This is a genomic window from Gordonia sp. CPCC 205333 (genome assembly GCF_048537885.1).
Lineage (GTDB): Bacteria > Actinomycetota > Actinomycetes > Mycobacteriales > Mycobacteriaceae > Gordonia.
In genome coordinates this window covers 100,377-118,728 of record NZ_JBCLVI010000005.1, presented here as the reverse complement: position 1 = coordinate 118,728, position 18,352 = coordinate 100,377, and the positions used below count along the sequence as shown (strand labels likewise).

Sequence of the window (18,352 nt, the reverse complement as noted above, 5' to 3'; positions counted from 1 at the left end):
TACCTTGAACGGTCGGCAAAACCGATTCGCCCCGCCCCGGCCTACGCAGTCGAAACCGCCGCTGCCCCGACAGTTGCGCGATGCCGGGCACCGTCCACCACTACCCGCAGCGCGGCATCGAACTCACCCGAAAAGGCTCGACCAGACGGTTCGGCGACGCCGAGCCGTTCCATCTGAATGCGGGTCTGCTCTTCGATAGTCAAACCGATCGCGAGTTGGCAGATCGCGGTGGTGACCGCGTGCGCGTCGGCGTCGGTGAGGCCGCCCGACGACGCGACCGTGCGCAATTGGTCGGCAACCGCCATCGCCGACAGTCCACTGGCCCAGCTCGATGAGACCAATTCGGCGCTGTCGGTCACCGATAGCAGCGTCTCGCGCAATGCGGCGGCCAGTTCGGTGAGCTGCTCATCCCAGGCCGACGACGCGTCGGGCGCGGCGATCGAGGACAAGATGTCGTCGCCGAGCGCGGCGAGCAACGTTTGTTTATTGGGAAAGTGCCAGTACAGAGCATTCGGACGCACGCCGAGCTCGGTCGCCAGCCGACGCATGGATAGGTCGCCGAGACTCGTACGGTTCAGGAGAGCGCGAGCGGCATCGAGGACGTCGCGGCGGGAGTTGGCCACCATGTGAGTGTACCTGTACGGTGTACAGCACCTGTACGGCGTACAGGTGACAGAGTTCGTAACTGCGACAGGATGTGATTTTCGATGACCGACATCGCATCCATTGACGCTGCTCACATCTGGCATCCGTACGGAGCGATGCCCGCCGACTCGGCTCCGCTGATAGTTCGCGAAGCGCGCGGCGTCCGACTCACCCTCGACGACGGTACTCAACTGATCGACGGAATGAGTTCGTGGTGGGCTGCCATTCACGGCTATCGCCACCCCATACTCAATGCCGCCGCCACCGAACAACTCGGCAAGATGAGCCACGTCATGTTCGGCGGGCTTACCCACGAACCGGCCGCCCGGCTCGCCGAATTGCTCGTCGCGATCACACCGTCCGGTCTGGATAAAGTCTTCCTCTGCGATTCGGGGTCGGTGTCGGTCGAGGTCGCCATCAAGATGGCGCTGCAGTACCAACGCTCGGTGGACAAGCGCCGCACCAAACTGCTGACCTGGCGCGGCGGCTACCACGGTGACACGTTCGCCCCGATGAGCGTGTGCGATCCCGAGGGCGGCATGCATTCGCTCTGGACCGACGTACTCGCTAAGCAAGTCTTCGTCTCGCCGCCGCCTGTCGACTTCGACGTCGCCTACGTGGCAGAACTCGATGCCGCGGTTACCGCTCATCGCGACGAATTGGCCGCCATCATCGTCGAACCGATCGTCCAGGGGGCCGGGGGGATGCGGTTTCACGACCCGCGATACCTGATTGAGTTACGCCGGATCTGCGACGAACACGGTGTGCTGCTGATCTTCGACGAGATTGCCACCGGATTCGGTCGCACCGGGGAGCTGTTCGCCGCCGATCATGTCGGCGTCACCCCCGACATCATGTGTGTCGGCAAAGCCCTCACCGGCGGCTACCTGACACTTGCCGCCACCCTGTGTACCGATCGAGTCGCCAGGGTAATCAGCGACGGTGAGGCCGGCGGGCTCATGCACGGACCGACGTTCATGGGTAATCCACTCGCCTGTGCGGTCGCGGTCGCTTCCATCGAACTCCTGCTGGCGTCGCCCTGGCGTGAGCGCGTCGCGGAGATCTCCGGTGGTTTGCGTAATGGACTCGAATCGCTTATCGCCCTACCGGGTGTCGCCGATGTCCGGGTATTGGGTGCCATCGGTGTGGTCCAGCTTGAAGCTCCCGTCGACATGGCCGTAGCGACGCGAGCCGCGGTCGACTCGGGAGTGTGGCTGCGGCCCTTCCGTGACCTCGTCTATGTGATGCCGCCGTTCGTATCCACCGACGCCGACATCGCCGCGATCTGCGTGGGCGTGCGGGCTGCGGTTGGGGCTGCCGTATCGGCCGGGACCGGCGTCGAGGGCGTGGGGATGGTTACGTCGGGGGCGACGGAGGTCAGCAGATGAGCAGCGCAATATCCACCCCACCGGCGGCGCGGGTCGTCGCTGACCCGCTCGCCTGGCTGACTGACGACGCCGCGGTCCGCGCCGCCGCCGGGCTACACCGCGAATTACTTGTCCGCCAAGCGGATTCACAGGATCTCAACCTGGCGTCGAACGACTACCTCGGATTGTCCGGACATCCCGATGTGATCGCGGGGGCGCAGCGGGCAGTAGCGGATTTCGGTGCCGGAGCGACTGCATCGCGACTCGTCGTCGGCACCACCGCCGCACATCTCGATTTCGAAAACGAAATCGCCGATTTTCTGGGTTGGCCTGCGGCGCTGTGCTTTTCGTCCGGCTATCTCGCTAACGTCGGCGCGATCACCGCACTCGTCGGACGCGGCGACCTGATCGTCAGCGATACCGGGACGCATGCGTCGTTGATCGACGGCTGCCGGTTATCCCGCGCGCACGTCGTCGTCGTCGGTCGAGGCGATGTAGAAGGCGTAGCGCAGGCGTTGCGCACCAACCCTTTTCGTCGTGCCCTTGTCGTCACGGACTCGGTCTACAGTATCGACGGTGAACCCGCTCCGGTCGCCGAGTTGTATGCGACCGCGAGCGGCGCGGGTGCCGCACTGCTCGTTGACGAGGCGCACGCTCTGGGGGTGCGCGGGCCCGGTGGTCGCGGCCTGGTAGCCGAGTTGGGCCTGTCCGGTGCGCCCGGACTGATCGTCACCACCGTGATGTCGAAATCTCTTGGCGCTCAGGGTGGCGTTGTGCTGGCGTCGCAGTTGGTCCGCGACCACCTGATCGACCGGGCCCGGCCGTTCATCTTCGATACCGGACTCAATCCGGCCGCGGTCGGGGCGGCACATGCCGCACTCGGCATCCTGCGTGCGAACCCCGATCTGCCCCAACGACTGCGGGTGAACGCGGCCCGACTTGCCGCTCGCTGCGGCGGCGACGAACCGGCGGCAGCGGTCGTTTCGCTCATCATCGGTGATCCGCATCGAGCGGTGGCGATCGCCGCCGGCTGCCGGGCAGAAGGAGTTCTCGTCGGCTGTTTCCGGCCGCCGTCGGTTCCGCAGGGCACCTCGCGGCTACGGCTCACCGCCCGCGCCGACCTCGACGAGCAGACCATTGATCATGTCGCGGCTGTGGTGAATCATGTTCGGGCGCAGGTGATGTCATCATGACCCGGGTCACCGGTACCTTCGTTATCACCGGAACCTCAACCGACGTCGGAAAGACCATTGTCACCGCAGCGCTGGCCGCGTCCTTCACCGCCGGCGGATCCGACGTCGCCGTCTGCAAGCCGGCCCAGACTGGCATCGCACCGGGGGAACCCGGCGATCTGGCCGAAGTGAGCAGATTGGCCGGGCCGCTCACAACGACGGAATGCGCACGGTATCCAGATCCACTTGCTCCTGATACCGCGGCGCGACGGGCGCGGGCTCCGTACCTGGATCGCGCCACGGTGACCTCGGCCGTCTCGCGCCTGGTCGCCGACCACGACATTGTCTTGGTCGAAGGCGCAGGCGGCGTCCTGGTTCGCCTTGCTCCCGAATACACCGTGCTGGACATCGCCGCCGATCACGACGCATCCGTACTGATCGTCGTAGATCCGGGCCTTGGCGCGCTCAACCATGCCGAACTGACGGTCGAGGCTATCCGCGCTCGCGGCCTGCGTCCCGCCGGACTAATCGTCGGATCCTGGCCCGACACACCGGATTTGGCGATGTTGTGCAACCTCGATGACCTACCGGCCGTGACCGGCGTACCGATCGTCGGGATGATCCCGGCGGGCGTCGGCGACCTGGCTCGTGCGGAGTTCACCGCACGAGCGCCCGACTGGTTCGGCGACCCGTTTCCCAGCCCTGTCAATCTCAGCCAACTCACTACTGTTCACAGCACCGATCAAGGAGTACTCACGTGACCCAGGCCCCCGTCGACCCCAATGTCGAAATCGCCTCCGCTGTAACCGATCCCGGCGACATCTTGACTATCGCGCGTGAGCAGGTTTTGGAGCGCGGCGAAGGACTCAGCCAAGAGCAGACGCTGGCCGTTCTGCAACTGTCCGATGATCGGCTCACCGAACTGCTGGCACTGGCCCACGACGTCCGGATGAAGTGGAACGGTCCCGAGGTCGAGGTCGAGGGGATCATCTCGCTGAAGACCGGCGGATGCCCGGAGGATTGCCACTTCTGCTCGCAGTCAGGGCTTTTCGAGTCGCCAGTGCGTAGCGCGTGGATCGACATCCCGTCCCTGGTGGAGGCGGCGAAGCAGACCGCGAAATCCGGCGCGACGGAGTTCTGCATTGTTGCCGCGGTACGAGGCCCGGACAAGCGGCTGCTGAGTCAGGTCGCCGCGGGTATCGAAGCTATCCGCAACGAGGTCGACATTCAGATCGCGTGCAGCCTGGGCATGCTGAACCAGGAGCAGGTCGATCAACTCAAAGGTATGGGTGTGCACCGCTACAACCACAACTTGGAGACGGCGAAATCGCATTTCACCAACGTTGTCACCACACATACGTGGGAGGAGCGGTTCGATACGTTGCGGATGGTCCGCGAAGCAGGCATGGAAGTATGCTGCGGCGGCATCCTCGGCATGGGTGAAACGTTGGAGCAGCGTGCGGAATTCGCCGCCGACCTCGCCGCACTTGAGCCCGACGAGGTTCCGCTGAACTTCCTCAATCCGCGTCCGGGAACACCTTTCGGTGATCTCGAGGTGCTGCCCGCAGCCGAAGCCCTCAAAGCCGTCGCTGCCTTCCGCCTTGCCCTTCCGCGCACCATCCTGCGGTTCGCCGGTGGCCGGGAGATTACGCTGGGAGATCTGGGCGCGAAGCAAGGCATTCTCGGCGGCATCAACGCCGTCATCGTCGGCAACTACCTGACGACTCTCGGCCGGCCAGCCGAGGCGGATCTGGACCTGTTGGTTGATCTGTCGATGCCGATCAAAGCGTTCAACTCCAGTATCTAGATTTAGCGCCAGTATCTAGATTTAGCGGAAGAAAGGACGCCAATGGCTCCCACGAACACCGAAGTGACGGTGCCCGGACCGTTGGCGCAACCGCACCGGTTCGGCATCTACACCGGCATCGAGATTGAATTAGAGAGTGCCGACGCCATTCCGACGACCGCCAAACTGGGGCTGGAACCGCCGAGGTTCTGTGGCCAATGCGGGCGTCGAATGGTCGTGCAAGTGCGGCCTGACGGGTGGCGGGCACGGTGTTCCCGTCACGGTGAGATTGACTCGATAGAGCTGTACCAGCGATGACCGACGCGGCGACACCATCGGTGCGGCGCGCCGAACTGGTGCGAGTTCTCCTCGGTGCTGCGGTACTCGGCGTGCTCGTCGGCATCGCGTGGGCATTTCTCACGCCGACGCCGCAGGCGCGGGTTCTGGGCGACGGGACCGCCGTGGTGCCCGGGGCACAGATCGACCACTATTTCGACGGCATCGGAGTGTTCTCGATGCTGATGCTCGGCGTCGGAGTCATTGTCGGACTGGTCTGCTGGTGGGGAGCGCGGTCATGGCGAGGTCCGGTGGGAGCAATCGTTGCGATCGTCGGGGCGGTAGTCGCGGGTGGGTTCGCTATCGCGCTGGGCACCTGGGTACTCGATCTGCGGTTATCCGACCGCGCGGGCCTGCACCCAGGCGACACATTCGGCGTCGCACCCAACATCTGGCTCAATGCGGAGGTGCCAGGTGCGGTGAGCGCGCCCGGTTTGTTGTTGGTGATCGCACCATTGCTGGCGACCTTCGTGTACCTGTGCGCGGTGCTGATGAGCCGCAGTCCCGATTTAGGGACCAGCGTCGTTTCGGCCGGGGAGCCGACGTCGACGCCCGCTCCGGCGTAACTCGAATCGAACTGAGTAGCCAACTACTCGTGTCTTTCCCGACGATTCGGCGCACGCTTGGCAGATGGCCGATAATCCAGCGCGAACGATCGAGTTGCGGTTGGCCGTCGTGTGCTACGGCGGCGTCGCCCTTGCCATCTATATGCATGGGGTGACCAAAGAGTTTCACAAACTTGTCGTGGCTTCGCGACGACTGGAGAACGATGGTTATAACGCGGCCGTCGCGAATCCGTTCCCGCCGGGCGATACCGCCCATGTCTATTACGACGTGCTGTCCTCCTACGCGCGCAACGGCACCCGGTTGCGCGTCGTCGTCGATGTCATCAGTGGAACCTCAGCTGGTGGCATAAATGGCGTCGTCCTCGGCAAGGCGATCGCGTGCAACGCCGATCAACAGGGACTCAAGGAATTGTGGCTGTCGGCAGCCGACCTGCGAAAGTTGTTGAAGCCAAAGGGATTACCTGGCCTTCGGCTCAAGTTGCTTACGTCGGTGTTGGTGCAGCTGATACTCATTCGGGGTCGCAGATCGCCGCTGTCCGGCGAATTCATGTCGAGGCAGCTGTACCGGGCGCTGTCGGCGATGGACACCGGAACCACCGGAACGCTACTCGCGGGCAACGATTCCCTTGATCTATACGTGACCACGACCGATCTGTATGGCACCCAGACCTTGATGACCGACGGGGCGGGCCGAACTACCCAGCGAGCCACAGACTTCGCGCGAGCGATCCATTTCGGTGCCAACGGCGGGCCTGGTGATTTCGCGGTGGCGTCAACGCCTGCGCTTGCATTCGCGGCACGGGCGACATCGTCGTTTCCCGGTGCTTTCGCTCCGGTGAGTCTGGCCAGTTTCGCCGACGAGGCCAAAGTGGAGGTCGACCCGAACACGGTGAGATTCACCAATGACTACCGGGAAACCGGATCCGGTGTCGAGGGCGCGTGGTTTGTCGATGGTGGGTTGCTTGACAACGCGCCCTTCGACCACGCGGTCAACGCGATAGCGCGTAAGTCCGCCGAGTCACAGGTGGTCCGCAGATTGGCGTATATCGAGCCTGATCCGGGTATTCCCCTCGATGCTCCGACCGTCGGGTGGCGCGGAAAGACTATGCCGCCCAGGTGGATTAACGGAGTGATCAAAGCGGTGATCGGTGCCAAGGGATCGCATACCTTCCTGCCTGAACTGATCAAGATCCGCGATATGAACCATCAGATCGAGCAAATCGGCGCGATCACGCGGGCGCAAGAGGAGATGGTGCGTGCCGCGCTCGGCCGAACCGGTGTATGGATCGATCAGAATCAGATTCTGGTGAGCAATGATGCCGGATCCGTCGAATATGTCGGCGACTCCGCGACCCCGACGAAAGTCGACGGCCGGCCGGTTGCCGAGCAGAACGGGACCGGTGCCATCGCCATCGCGCCAACTGATGTCGAGACGATGCGAATTCCGGCACCCGTCGTCGAATCCGCGGTCGCGATGAATCGATCGGTCGCGCGGCGGGTCGGGGCGGGCTATCCGACGTACGTGCGTCTCAAGGCCTCCTCAGCCAGTGACTACTTCTGTGCGGCGGTATCTCGGCAGATTGGTTATGTCGAGGGATCCAACGCGGCTACCTTCCTGCAGGCGTCGATGCGCGAGTGGGTCACGGCCGAATATGACTGGGCCTCGATCAGCCCGGATCGACTCGCACAGCGGCTGGTGTACTTCGATATGCCCTACCGGGTACGTCGATTGCAGTTCGTCTTGATGGCTATTAACGACCTCTACGCCGATCCGACGCAGCCGGTCGCGGCAGCTGACCTTGACCTTTTGAAAGATGGAGCCTGGAAGGCGCTGGGGGAGATCTGCGTTGCCAGTGACAACGCCGTAACCGAGTTGGGAAACCAGAATCTGTTCGCATTCTTACCGGCACCAAATCCCGAATCCGTGCCCGATCCAAAGACTTTTGCGAGGGATAACAGCGCACAATTCGAGCGCATCGTGAATGGGTTCTGCGGATACATCAGCGGTCAGCCTGGCGAATACAGCAGGGTCTTGTGGAATCGATTTGTGCCGATCACCGCGAATTGGCCGACCGAAGCCCGACTTTCGCTTCTGACACGATATCTCGGCTTCCCGTTATGGGATGCGATGATCTATCCGATCATCGCACTGTCGAAGCTGCCGCAATATTCGCCGATCGCTGTCGACCAATTCTCGCCGCTCACCGCAACAGCTGTACCGCCACCAGACGCGACCAAGGGAAAATTACTCGGAGCTGGGACTTTTCACTTCGGCGGCTTCTTCAGTCGTGCGTGGCGTGAAAACGACTACTTGTGGGGACGATTGGATACCGTCGAGCGCCTGCTCTGGCAGCTCGACGACGCCGCTGCGAAGAATATCGGAAACCCGCCTCCTAAAGTGTCCGCGCAAGCGCCGGGGGACAGTGAAATCTCGGAGCCGCTGAGAGCTGGCCTGCGCGCGGTTCTCGATTCGGAGTCTGACCTGACGAAGGTCAAGAAATTGCGTAGATACTTGGCTGACCTTATTCCTGCGGATAACTATTGAAATAGTCAAGAGGCGATTCGTCCGTGACGATTCTTCAGATGGCTCCGAATGCGAGCAGTAAGTGGCGGGCATTGGTAAAATCAACAACCATGACCCGGACCTGGCCGGTGATCGAACGTGCATCTGAAATAGGGACCATTCGCGCAGCGCTGGCTTCTGGCAGCGCTGTTGGAGGTGTGGTCCTCATCGGTGATGCGGGGGTCGGCAAGACAACGCTGGCACGGCGAGTCACCACCTCGCTCGACTCCGATGTCCGGTGGGTTGCCGGAACCGAGTCTGCGCGCAGTATTCCGCTTGGAGTCTTCGCCCATCTGGTCGGCTCGGCAACGTCCCGTGACCCGGTGAACTTTCTCTCCGCAGCTCGGGAATCGCTTCTGGCACAAGGCCATATCATCATCGGCGTCGACGATGCGCATTTGCTCGATCACCTGTCGGCGACCCTACTGCATCAACTGGCCATCGATCGCGCGGTACATATCGTCGCCACGGTTCGAAGCGGGGAGACAGTTCCCGACGCGGTGACCGCGTTGTGGAAGGACGGGCATCTGGTCCATCTCGATTTGGCGCCGTTCACTAAAGAGCAGAGCGTGAGTTTCATCGAGTCGGTGATCGGCGGCCGTCTTGAGGGCTTGTCGGCTGACATGATGTGGCAGGCGTCGGGCGGAAACGCGCTATTCCTCCGGCATCTCGTCGAAGGAGCACTGGAATCGGGGACGCTCACCCAGAGTCGAGACGTGTGGCAATTGCGCGGACGCGCGGCGATCACCTCGGAGTTGGCGTCGTTGCTGGAGAGTCGCATCGATCAGCTATCTGACGACGTACTCAACGCCCTGAGGTACCTGACCTTCTGCGAGCCGCTCGAATTCGACATCTTGGCCGAATTTGCCGGCGACGACGCGCTCGACGAGGCTGAGCGCCGCGGGCTGATTCGCGTCGTAGAAGACACTGGCCGGCTCAGTGTGCATTTCAACCACCCACTTTTCGGAGAGGTGGTGCGACGCCGTGTGGGGGTGGCGGCGTCGCGACGGCTGCGGGGAAAGCTGGTGCGTGCCATGGCCGATCGCGATCTGCGGTCGGCGCCGGAGCGGATCCGGCTGGCCGAACTGACCCTCGACAGCGATCAGCCCGCCGATCTGTCGTTGTTGCGGGCGGCAGCCAATGATGCGGTCGGCTTGGCCGATGTGCCGCTAGCCGAGCGGTTCGCGCGGGCAGCCGTGCGCAACGGCGGCGGCCTGGCAGAATCCGAAGTTCTGGCGCGCGTCCTGCTGTGGCAGGGGCAGGCGGCCGAGACCGACGAAGTGCTTAGCCGATTCGATCCGGCGTCCCTCGATGAAGGTGAGTACCTGCGGTGGGGGCTGACCAAGGTCGCCAATACCTTCTTCGCGATCGGTGACGCGGCGGCGGCCGATGCTCAGCTCGCGAAAGTGGCTGAGCGAGTGAGTAATCCAGTGCTGAGGCCGATGGTCGATGGCGTGACGGCGACCCTCGCGGTCCACGAAAACAGGCTCGATAGCGGTTTGGCGGTCGCCGAACAGGTGCTGGCCGATCCGCAGGCCTTGCCGTGGGCGGTGGAATGGGCCTCCTATGCCGGTGGCCTGGCATTGGGCCTGAGCGGCCGAGGCACACGGGTCGGCGAAATCGCCGCGCGCGCACACGCGGTGGAAGAGCAGACCGACGGACTTCTCCGGTTTCCCGTCGGCCACGCCGAGATATCGGCTCTCACGCTGCTCGGCGATTTCGCCGAGGCAAGGCGCAGGGCCGACGAGATGAGTGAGTTCTCGTCGGTCGGCCAGTATTTGGCCTGGGGCCTGGCCAACTCGCTGCGGGGGACAGTCGCGGTGGCACAGGGGCGGTTCGTCGATGCGGTAACACGGTTGGAGGAGACGCTCGCCGCTCTGGCCACCGGCGTCGGGCGGTCGTGGAGTTGTCCCGCGCGGATAGCGCTGATCCAGGCATATGCTGCGCTCGGACTGGCGGATAAGGCGAAGTCGGCGGTCCGTGGATTCGGTGAAATAGCCAATACCCATGTGGCAGTGTATGTCCCGCAATTCGAGGTGGCGTGCGCGTGGGTCGCAGCGGCTGAGGGTGCGATCGTGGATGCGGTGGACGTGGCCGTTCGTGCGGCTGAACACGCGCGTGCGAGTGGACAATTCGGCATCGAGGCGGCCGCGCTGCATGCCGCTGCTCGATTCGGCGAAGACGCGGTGGCAGCCAGACTGAGCGAACTGGCTGGAGAACTCGACGGCCGGCTGGTTCCCGGCTATGCCCGCCATGCCACGGCATTGGCCGACCGAGATGGTGTCGGACTGGCAACCGTGGCAACAGAATTCGCCGAAATCGGTGCGCTTCTCTCCGCGGCCGACGCCGCCGCGCAGGCGTCGGTGGCATTCGAGGCGAGTGGCAATAGGCGCGCCGCCGTGCAATCGGGCGCCGACGCCGACCGTTATGCGAGTAGTTGCGGTGGTATTCGGACGCCGGCGTTGGCGCTGGCGTCGAATCCGCTCCCGCTGACCTCACGTGAGCGCGAGGTTGCCAACCTCGTCGCAGCGGGACTATCGAATAAGGAGATCGCTGAGCGGTTGGTGGTATCGGTACGGACCGTCGAGGGGCATTTGTATCGCGCGTGTACCAAACTAGATGTGACCGACCGGGCCGGTGTCGCGGCTGCGGTAAACGGCACGTGAGTGTGACTGACGGGCAATAACCCGGACTTCGGGGTAAGCAGTCTCAGAGCGGCGGGCGCAACGTCGCGAACTCGTCAGTGACCCGCAATTCGGTGTCGACGAATCGGTACAGTGCCGGGGGTCTTCCGCCGCCGCGCCCGTTGCGTCGAACGGTGCCGGTCGCGGCGATCACGCCGCGTCTCGACAGGATTCGCAGCAGATTTGTGGTGTCGACCGGGTACCCGAGCGCGGCGCCGTAGATCTCCGATAACTCCGACATCGGGAATTGCGCGGGAGCCAGGGCGAACGCGATATTCGTGTAAGAGAGCTTGGCGGCCAGTCTGTGCCGAGCCGCTTCGACGATATTGGCGTGGTCAAAAGCTAACGGCGGCAACGCATTCACGTCATACCAGGCCGCCGCGCTCGGCGTGGCCGGTGGCGCGTCGCTCGGGACCAGACCGAGGTAGGTCGAGGCGATTGTCCGTGCCCCCGAAACCCGATCGGGATCGGAGAACACAGACAGTTGTTCGAGGTGGCGTACGGACCGCTCGTCAGTCTGTGCCACCAGAAGATGGCGTGCGGTGTCGGACAACTTCTCGTTGGCGTCGCTGCCGCCGCCGGGCAGAGTCCACCGGTCGTCGTCGCGTCGGAGTAATACCCGCAGAGTCGCGGTGTCGGTGTATTCGTCCGCCGGTCCGATCTGAAATACCGCACTGAGGACTTCGACGACTGTGGGCACCGGCATGGCGTTGAGTCTAGGGGGAGGGGCGCGGGCCACCCCGCAATCGAGTGCCGGTGGGTGTGACTCAGAACACTGGGAATAGACAGGAATGTGTCCGGTGTTACGATGGCAGTAGTTTTCGACCGACAGTCGATAATTGCGATCGCGCACAGCCCCGCGAGATCGAAAGCCCGGCGTGGGGAGCGAGCGGGCCGATTGGAAGGAATGCACCATGAGCATCACCACCGATGCGCCTACCGGCGCCGCCTACACCGAAGGCACGATTATCGACGCCCCCGGCGGTTATACCGGTGTGGAGCCGACCCAGGAATGGGCCGACGAGGTTCTCGCACTCGCCAAGCAGCGCAATGCGACCATCCTTGCGCATAACTACCAGTTGCCCGCGATCCAGGACATCGCCCACCACGTCGGTGATTCACTCGCGTTGTCGCGGATCGCGGCCGAGGTTGACTCGGACGAGATTATCTTCTGCGGCGTGCACTTCATGGCTGAGACCGCGAAGATCCTCAGCCCCGACAAGCGCGTGATGATCCCCGATGAGCGTGCCGGCTGTTCGCTCGCCGACTCCATCACCGCCGATGAACTGCGTGCCTGGAAGGCTGAGTATCCCGACGCCGTGGTGGTTTCCTATGTGAACACCACGGCCGAGGTGAAGGGCTTGACCGACATCTGCTGCACGTCGTCGAATGCTGTCGACGTCGTGGCGTCGATCGACCCCAACCGCGAGGTATTGTTCCTGCCCGACCAGTTCCTTGGCGCTCACGTCAAGCGGGAAACCGGTCGGGACAATATCTATATCTGGGCGGGTGAATGCCACGTCCACGCCGGTATCAACGGCGACGAACTGGCCGACCAAGCGTCGTCGCATCCCGATGCCGATCTATTCATTCACCCCGAATGTGGTTGCGCCACATCGGCTCTGTACCTCGCTGGCGAAGGAGCGGTACCCGCCGACAAGGTGAAGATCCTGTCGACCGGCGGCATGCTCGACGCCGCGCGGGAGACCCGCGCCAAGCAGGTACTGGTGGCCACCGAGATCGGCATGTTGCATCAACTACGCAAGGCCGCTCCCGGCGTCGACTTCCAGGCGGTCAATGATCGTGCGTCGTGCCCGTATATGAAAATGATTACCCCGGCGGCGTTGTTGCGCTGCTTGCGTGAGGGCAAAGACGAAGTGGACGTCGCTCCAGACGTCGCCGAGCGCGCCCGCAAGAGCGTTCAGCGGATGATCGAGATCGGGAACCCCGGTTCCGGTGAGTGAGCAGAGCCAGCTGAAGCTCGACATCACCGACGAGATTCGTGCCCTGATTCGCGTCGCACTTGACGAGGATCTGCGTTACGGACCCGATGTCACCTCAGCCGCGACCGTGTCCGAGGGGCTCGTCACCAAGGCGGTCATCGCCTCGCGGCAGCATGGCGTAATCGCCGGGCTGCCAGTGGTATTGGCCGTATTCGACGAGGTCATCGGCGTCGACGGATACACCGTCCTGTCCGCGCTCGACGACGGTTCAATCGTCGAACCGGGCAGCGTCGTGCTGGAAGTGAGTGCGACAGCGCGGTCGTTGCTAACCGCCGAGCGAACCGCCCTCAATTTGCTGTGCCACCTGTCGGGGATCGCCACGGCGACCGCCGCGTGGGTCGCCGAGGTATCGGGAACGCGCGCCGCGATCCGCGATTCGCGAAAGACGTTGCCCGGCATGCGTTCCCTGCAGAAATACGCGGTTCGGGCCGGTGGTGGCGTCAACCATCGGATGGGACTTGGCGACGAAGCGCTGATCAAAGACAATCATGTCGCGGCGGCAGGATCGGTGTCGGCGGCGCTGACAGCGGTACGGGCTTCGGCGCCTGGACTCCCGGTCGAAATTGAGGTCGATTCGCTCGAACAATTCGACGAGGTGCTGATGCTCGACCCAGAGTTGGTACTGCTCGACAATTTTCCGCTGTGGCAGACGCAGATCGCGGTGCAGCGTCGAAATTCCCGGTCGCCGTCGACCAAGCTGGAGTCGTCAGGTGGTCTGACTCTCGACGTCGCGCGGGATTACGCCAAGACCGGCGTCGACTATCTCGCAGTAGGCGCGCTGACGCATTCGGTGACAGTGCTCGACCTTGGGCTCGATATCCCGATCTAGCCGCGCCCCCGCCCAACTCCACCCAGCCCAGTCGTGAAAATCGTCCGAATACTCACCCGGCGAGGGCAATATGCCCTCGCCGGGTGAGTATTCGGACGATTTTCCGGGTTCACTTCGGGCTCACCCGACGTACACCTCGCATCCGTACCTTTGCGTGATGCGCTTGCGTTCCGGGCTTCCGCTAGCCCTCGTTTCCGTCGCCGTCATCGCTACCTCGTGTTCTAACTCCGTCGACGACGGCGCGGCGGTCACCACCAACGGCGGCCGGCCCGTCACCCTCACCGCAGCCGACCTCCACAACAGATTCGACGACGCCGCGATCGTCGAAATCTCCGATGGCGCGCATGGCAAGGTCCGCTTGAACGCGGACGGCTCGCTAACCTACTCGCCTGCCGCCGGGTACACGGGCACGGACTCGGTGACTGTCACGACCACCGACGCGGTTCAGCTCTACAGCACCGACATTCCGCCGATGACCACCACAGGTGGCGTGCCGATCCAGGGGAGTGCCTATGGCTCGGCGTGGGTCGCGGTCCCCGGTAGCGCTGATGAGTACTACGGCCTCACCGATCGTGGGCCCAACGTCGACGGCCGGAACAAGAACGAGAAGGTGGAACCTGTCGCGGACTTCACCCCGCAGATCGGCCGGTTCAGGCTGCGCGACGGCGTCGCCACGCTGATCTCCACCGTCAAACTCGCCGGTCGTGACGGGAAGCCACTCAACGGCCAAGTCAATCCACTGGCGGCAACCGGCGAAACCATCGTCGACCTCGACGGCAAGACATTGCCGCCAAGCGATCACGGCCTGGACACCGAAGGGCTTGTCGCGCTTCCCGACGGCACCTTCTGGATCTCCGATGAATACGGGCCGTTCCTCGTCCACTTCGACGCGACTGGCCGGGAGATCGAGCGACTGAGTCCGTTCGACGGTGGACTGCCGCGTGAGCTGGCCCTACGCTCGCCGAATCAGGGTATGGAGGGCCTGACCATCACACCGGACGGTAATACGCTTGTCGGCATCATGCAGAGCGCGTTGGACACCCCGGGGTTGGACGGATCAGCGAAGAAGGTGCCGTTGAGCCGCATCGTCACGGTTGATCTGAAGACAAAGCAGACCCACGAATACCTATATCCGCTGACCGATCCGAAGGACACCGGCGTCGCGGTTTCGGAAATCACCGCACTGTCGTCCACGACGTTCCTCGTTGATGAGCGGGATGGCAAGACCTCGCCGAAAGGTGACAAGAAGATCTACACGGTCGATATCGCCGGTGCCACCGACGTCGGACCTCGCTCGGCTGTTGCGGGCACGCACTACGACGCCACGGCGGGCGGGCTGCTGGTCGGGACCAAACCGCTGGAGACACTGGTGGGTACCGCGACAACGGACAAGGCAGTCGGGATACTGCGCGACGCCAATATCACACCGGTCACCAAGAAGCTCAAAGTCGACCTGGGAAAGCTTGTCGCGCAACTGAATCCGGCAGGCGACTTCTACGGTCACGACAAGATCGAGGGTCTGTGGCCGATTGACGGCGGCACCAGGATCGTCGTGTCCAACGATAGCGACTTCGGCATCGACGGCCTTGCCGATGAGAAGACGCCGATGAAACTCGCGGAGAAGACGCTTCCCAACGGCACCCAGGACAATGGCGAAATTCTGGTTATCGACACCGGAAAACTCCCGGCCACAACCCAGAAACGGGCACTCGCCTTCCATGTTGAGTGAGTGGAAACTGTCTCCGTGATGTGAGCGGGCGCCCTATCGCCGTCTGTCCGCGTCAGGGGGACTTTTGCAGGGCCAACCCACCGGATTCCGAAACGATTCGACCGACCGCATATCCTTAATAGGTCTGTGTCAACACCCAGCCCAACCTCAGGAGATGCGATGCTGTCCCGCACTGACCTCCGAGGCAGTACGCCAACGCTCGCACAATTGCGGCGTGCACTGCCTCGCGGAGGTACCGATGTCAACTCCGTGCTGCCCACGGTGACGCCGGTTGTGGAGGATATCGCCGCACATGGTGCCTCGACCGCCCTCGATTACGGGGAAAAGTTCGACCGTGTCCGCCCGTCCTCGGTGCGGGTTCCAGCCGACGTGATCACCGCTGCACTGGACAACCTCGCTCCCGACGTCGCCGACGCCCTGCGCGAGTCCATCAGCCGCGCCCGCAAAGTGCACGCTGACCAGCGTCGAGCCACCACGCGTACGCAGGTGGTGCCCGGCGGCGCCGTCAGCGAGAAATGGATTCCGGTCCGCCGCGTCGGCCTCTATGTGCCCGGCGGAAACGCGGTGTATCCGTCTAGCGTCGTCATGAATGTCGTTCCGGCACAAGAAGCGGGGGTTGCCTCACTGGTCGTCGCCTCGCCGCCGCAAGCGGCCTTCGGCGGCTGGCCGCACCCGACGATCCTGGCCGCTTGCGCGTTACTCGGCGTCGACGAGGTGTGGGCTGTGGGCGGTGCCCAAGGCATCGCGCTACTGGCCTATGGCGGTGAGGACACCGATTCAGAGATCCTTGATCCGGTCGACCTCATCACTGGACCCGGCAATATCTACGTGACCGCCGCGAAGCGTCTGGTTCGCAGCGTCGTCGGAATCGACTCCGAGGCTGGACCGACCGAGATCGCCATTCTCGCCGATGATTCGGCTGATCCCGCACACGTCGCAGCCGACTTGATCAGTCAAGCCGAACACGACGTGATCGCCGCATCGGTGCTGGTCACCGATAGTGAATCGCTAGCCGCGGCCGTCGACGCCGCGGTGGCGGCGCAGATCGCCACCACCAAACACTCCGAAAGAGTGACCGAAGCTCTCACCGGACCGCAGTCGGGCATCGTCCTCGTCGATGATCTCGACTCGGGTATCGCGGTGGTTGACGCCTATGCCGCCGAACACCTGGAAATCCAGACTCGCGACGCGGCGGCGGTCGCCGACCGGATCACGAACGCCGGTGCGATTTTCGTCGGCGCGTATTCGCCTGTCTCCCTTGGCGATTACTGCGCCGGATCGAACCACGTCCTCCCGACGTCCGGTTCGGCGCGACACGCTTCCGGCTTGTCGGTCCAGACCTTCCTCAAGGGTGTACATGTCATCGACTACGACGAAGCCGCGCTGAAAGACGTTGCTACCGCGGTCATCACGCTTGCCGATGCGGAGGATCTCCCCGCCCACGGTGATGCCGTCAAACGGCGGTTCGCCGCGCAGTTCGGCCTGTCGTGACGGCGCCGAAGCGTGCGGCGCCGCGCGAGTCGGTTCCGGGAGCGCGGGTGAGGCTCGACGACCTTCCATTGCGCGACAACCTCCGTGGCAAGAGTCCTTATGGTGCACCGCAACTCGACGTTCCGTATCAACTCAACACCAACGAGAACCCGCACCCGCCGTCGCCGGCATTGATCGACGACGTCGCCGAGTCGATCCGCGCCGCGGCAACCGAACTGCATCGCTATCCCGACCGCGATGCGATCGCGTTGCGTACCGACTTGGCGCAATATCTCAGTGTGGCAACAGGTGTCGAGCTCAGCGCGGATAATCTGTGGGCGGCCAATGGATCCAACGAGATTCTGCAGCAATTGCTCCAGGCATTCGGCGGGCCCGGTCGTACCGCACTGGGTTTCGTGCCGTCCTATTCGATGCATCCGATCATCTCGGAGGGGATTGACACCACCTGGCTGGAAACGAAGCGGGCCGGTGATTTCTCCATCGACCTCGACTTCGCGTTAAGTGAGATCGCTTCGCGCACACCCGATGTCGTCTTCGCGACGTCGCCGAATAACCCGACCGGCGCGTCGATACCGAATGACGACCTGCGTGCGATTGTCGCCGCCGCACCGGGGATCGTCATTGTCGATGAGGCATACGGCGAGTTCTCGGAGCAGCCGAGTGCGGTCGAGCTGATCGACGAGTTTCCGGCCAAGGTTGTCGTATCCCGCACGATGAGTAAGGCCTTCGCCTTCGCGGGCGGGCGGTTGGGCTATTTCGCGGCGGCCCCAGCGGTTATCGACGCGGTGATGTTGGTGCGCCTGCCTTATCACCTGTCGGTGATCACGCAGGCTGCCGCGCGGGCGGCGTTGCGGCACGCCGACGAAACCCTCGCTGGGGTTGCCGACATCGTCGCTGAACGCAAGCGGGTCGTCGCCGAACTCACCGCGATGGGCTTTCGCGTCGCCGAGTCGGACGCCAATTTCGTGCTGTTCGGCGACTTCGTCGACGCTGCGGTGAGTTGGCAGCGCTACCTCAATGACGGCGTGTTGATCCGCGATGTCGGCATCAGCGGCCATCTACGTGTCACGATCGGACTGGCCGCCGAGAATGACGCATTCCTGGCCGTCAGCAAGAAAATAGCCGAATCGGGCGCCTGCGTCGGCGAGCAAGCCCAATCCACCACGAGGACCGAGTGAGCG

At 63.5% G+C, this 18,352-nt stretch carries 15 protein-coding genes; 13 read left to right on the top strand and 2 right to left on the bottom strand.

The annotated features are described in order from the left end of the window. Positions 1 to 41 precede the first annotated feature (41 nt). Positions 42 to 623 (bottom strand): TetR family transcriptional regulator, encoded by a 582-nt coding sequence (locus AAFP29_RS18450; protein ID WP_419218872.1) that lies wholly within the window; start codon positions 621 to 623, stop codon positions 42 to 44. 84 nt (positions 624 to 707) lie between these two features. Between AAFP29_RS18450 and AAFP29_RS18445 the strand changes: the two genes are divergently transcribed. The 8 genes from AAFP29_RS18445 to AAFP29_RS18410 all read left to right on the top strand — a co-directional run bounded on the left by AAFP29_RS18445 (position 708) and on the right by AAFP29_RS18410 (position 11,101). Continuing rightward, complete coding sequence (locus AAFP29_RS18445) at positions 708 to 2,033, top strand: adenosylmethionine--8-amino-7-oxononanoate transaminase (protein ID WP_419218871.1); 1,326 nt, start codon at positions 708 to 710, stop codon at positions 2,031 to 2,033. Then, complete coding sequence (locus AAFP29_RS18440; protein WP_419218870.1) at positions 2,030 to 3,205, top strand: 8-amino-7-oxononanoate synthase; 1,176 nt, start codon at positions 2,030 to 2,032, stop codon at positions 3,203 to 3,205. The genes AAFP29_RS18445 and AAFP29_RS18440 overlap by 4 nt, the downstream gene beginning before the upstream one ends. Beyond that, entirely contained in the window at positions 3,202 to 3,945 is a 744-nt protein-coding gene (bioD, locus tag AAFP29_RS18435; protein ID WP_419218869.1) for a dethiobiotin synthase, read from the top strand. Before AAFP29_RS18440 ends, bioD begins: the two co-directional genes overlap by 4 nt. Next, the gene (gene bioB, locus AAFP29_RS18430; protein ID WP_419218868.1) at positions 3,942 to 4,991 is read left to right on the top strand and encodes a biotin synthase BioB; all 1,050 of its coding nucleotides are present in this window, start codon (positions 3,942 to 3,944) and stop codon (positions 4,989 to 4,991) included. The genes bioD and bioB overlap by 4 nt, the downstream gene beginning before the upstream one ends. A gap of 42 nt (positions 4,992 to 5,033) precedes the next feature. Further along, positions 5,034 to 5,288 (top strand): hypothetical protein, encoded by a 255-nt coding sequence (locus AAFP29_RS18425; RefSeq protein WP_419218867.1) that lies wholly within the window; start codon positions 5,034 to 5,036, stop codon positions 5,286 to 5,288. Beyond that, positions 5,285 to 5,872, top strand: coding sequence for a DUF2567 domain-containing protein (locus tag AAFP29_RS18420; RefSeq protein ID WP_419218866.1), 588 nt, complete (start codon positions 5,285 to 5,287; stop codon positions 5,870 to 5,872). Before AAFP29_RS18425 ends, AAFP29_RS18420 begins: the two co-directional genes overlap by 4 nt. Positions 5,873 to 5,936: 64 nt before the next feature. Next, entirely contained in the window at positions 5,937 to 8,417 is a 2,481-nt protein-coding gene (locus AAFP29_RS18415) for a patatin-like protein (RefSeq protein WP_419218865.1), read from the top strand. 89 nt (positions 8,418 to 8,506) lie between these two features. After that, positions 8,507 to 11,101, top strand: a complete 2,595-nt coding sequence (locus AAFP29_RS18410) for a LuxR C-terminal-related transcriptional regulator (RefSeq protein ID WP_419218864.1) — start codon at positions 8,507 to 8,509, stop codon at positions 11,099 to 11,101. A 43-nt stretch (positions 11,102 to 11,144) separates the two neighbouring features. On the opposite strand, the gene AAFP29_RS18405 is transcribed toward AAFP29_RS18410, so the two are convergent. Continuing rightward, positions 11,145 to 11,825 (bottom strand): NUDIX hydrolase, encoded by a 681-nt coding sequence (locus AAFP29_RS18405; protein WP_419218863.1) that lies wholly within the window; start codon positions 11,823 to 11,825, stop codon positions 11,145 to 11,147. Positions 11,826 to 12,033: 208 nt separating this feature from the next. On the opposite strand from AAFP29_RS18405, the gene nadA reads away from it, so the two are divergent. From nadA to AAFP29_RS18380, 5 genes are all read left to right on the top strand, one after another. Continuing rightward, complete coding sequence (gene nadA / locus AAFP29_RS18400; protein ID WP_419218862.1) at positions 12,034 to 13,083, top strand: quinolinate synthase NadA; 1,050 nt, start codon at positions 12,034 to 12,036, stop codon at positions 13,081 to 13,083. After that, complete coding sequence (nadC, locus tag AAFP29_RS18395; RefSeq protein ID WP_419218861.1) at positions 13,076 to 13,951, top strand: carboxylating nicotinate-nucleotide diphosphorylase; 876 nt, start codon at positions 13,076 to 13,078, stop codon at positions 13,949 to 13,951. The genes nadA and nadC overlap by 8 nt, the downstream gene beginning before the upstream one ends. A gap of 157 nt (positions 13,952 to 14,108) precedes the next feature. Continuing rightward, entirely contained in the window at positions 14,109 to 15,680 is a 1,572-nt protein-coding gene (locus AAFP29_RS18390; protein WP_419218860.1) for an esterase-like activity of phytase family protein, read from the top strand. A gap of 159 nt (positions 15,681 to 15,839) precedes the next feature. Beyond that, positions 15,840 to 17,171: a histidinol dehydrogenase gene (gene hisD / locus AAFP29_RS18385; protein ID WP_419218859.1), complete on the top strand. Its 1,332-nt coding sequence runs from the start codon at positions 15,840 to 15,842 to the stop codon at positions 17,169 to 17,171. Positions 17,172 to 17,218: 47 nt separating this feature from the next. After that, the gene (locus tag AAFP29_RS18380) at positions 17,219 to 18,349 is read left to right on the top strand and encodes a histidinol-phosphate transaminase (protein WP_419218858.1); all 1,131 of its coding nucleotides are present in this window, start codon (positions 17,219 to 17,221) and stop codon (positions 18,347 to 18,349) included. Positions 18,350 to 18,352 lie beyond the last annotated feature (3 nt).

What these genes read in the sequence shown, in the direction of transcription:
- bioD (WP_419218869.1), top strand. Translation starts at nt 3,202, where the DNA reads ATGACCCGGGTCACCGGTACCTTCGTTATCACCGGAACCTCAACCGAC.
- AAFP29_RS18420 (WP_419218866.1), top strand. Translation starts at nt 5,285, where the DNA reads ATGACCGACGCGGCGACACCATCGGTGCGGCGCGCCGAACTGGTGCGA.
- hisD (WP_419218859.1), top strand. Translation starts at nt 15,840, where the DNA reads ATGCTGTCCCGCACTGACCTCCGAGGCAGTACGCCAACGCTCGCACAA.
- AAFP29_RS18410 (WP_419218864.1), top strand. Translation starts at nt 8,507, where the DNA reads ATGACCCGGACCTGGCCGGTGATCGAACGTGCATCTGAAATAGGGACC.
- AAFP29_RS18415 (WP_419218865.1), top strand. Translation starts at nt 5,937, where the DNA reads ATGGCCGATAATCCAGCGCGAACGATCGAGTTGCGGTTGGCCGTCGTG.
- AAFP29_RS18445 (WP_419218871.1), top strand. Translation starts at nt 708, where the DNA reads ATGACCGACATCGCATCCATTGACGCTGCTCACATCTGGCATCCGTAC.
- AAFP29_RS18390 (WP_419218860.1), top strand. Translation starts at nt 14,109, where the DNA reads ATGCGCTTGCGTTCCGGGCTTCCGCTAGCCCTCGTTTCCGTCGCCGTC.
- nadA (WP_419218862.1), top strand. Translation starts at nt 12,034, where the DNA reads ATGAGCATCACCACCGATGCGCCTACCGGCGCCGCCTACACCGAAGGC.
- AAFP29_RS18425 (WP_419218867.1), top strand. Translation starts at nt 5,034, where the DNA reads ATGGCTCCCACGAACACCGAAGTGACGGTGCCCGGACCGTTGGCGCAA.
- AAFP29_RS18440 (WP_419218870.1), top strand. Translation starts at nt 2,030, where the DNA reads ATGAGCAGCGCAATATCCACCCCACCGGCGGCGCGGGTCGTCGCTGAC.
- AAFP29_RS18405 (WP_419218863.1), bottom strand. Translation starts at nt 11,825, where the DNA reads ATGCCGGTGCCCACAGTCGTCGAAGTCCTCAGTGCGGTATTTCAGATC.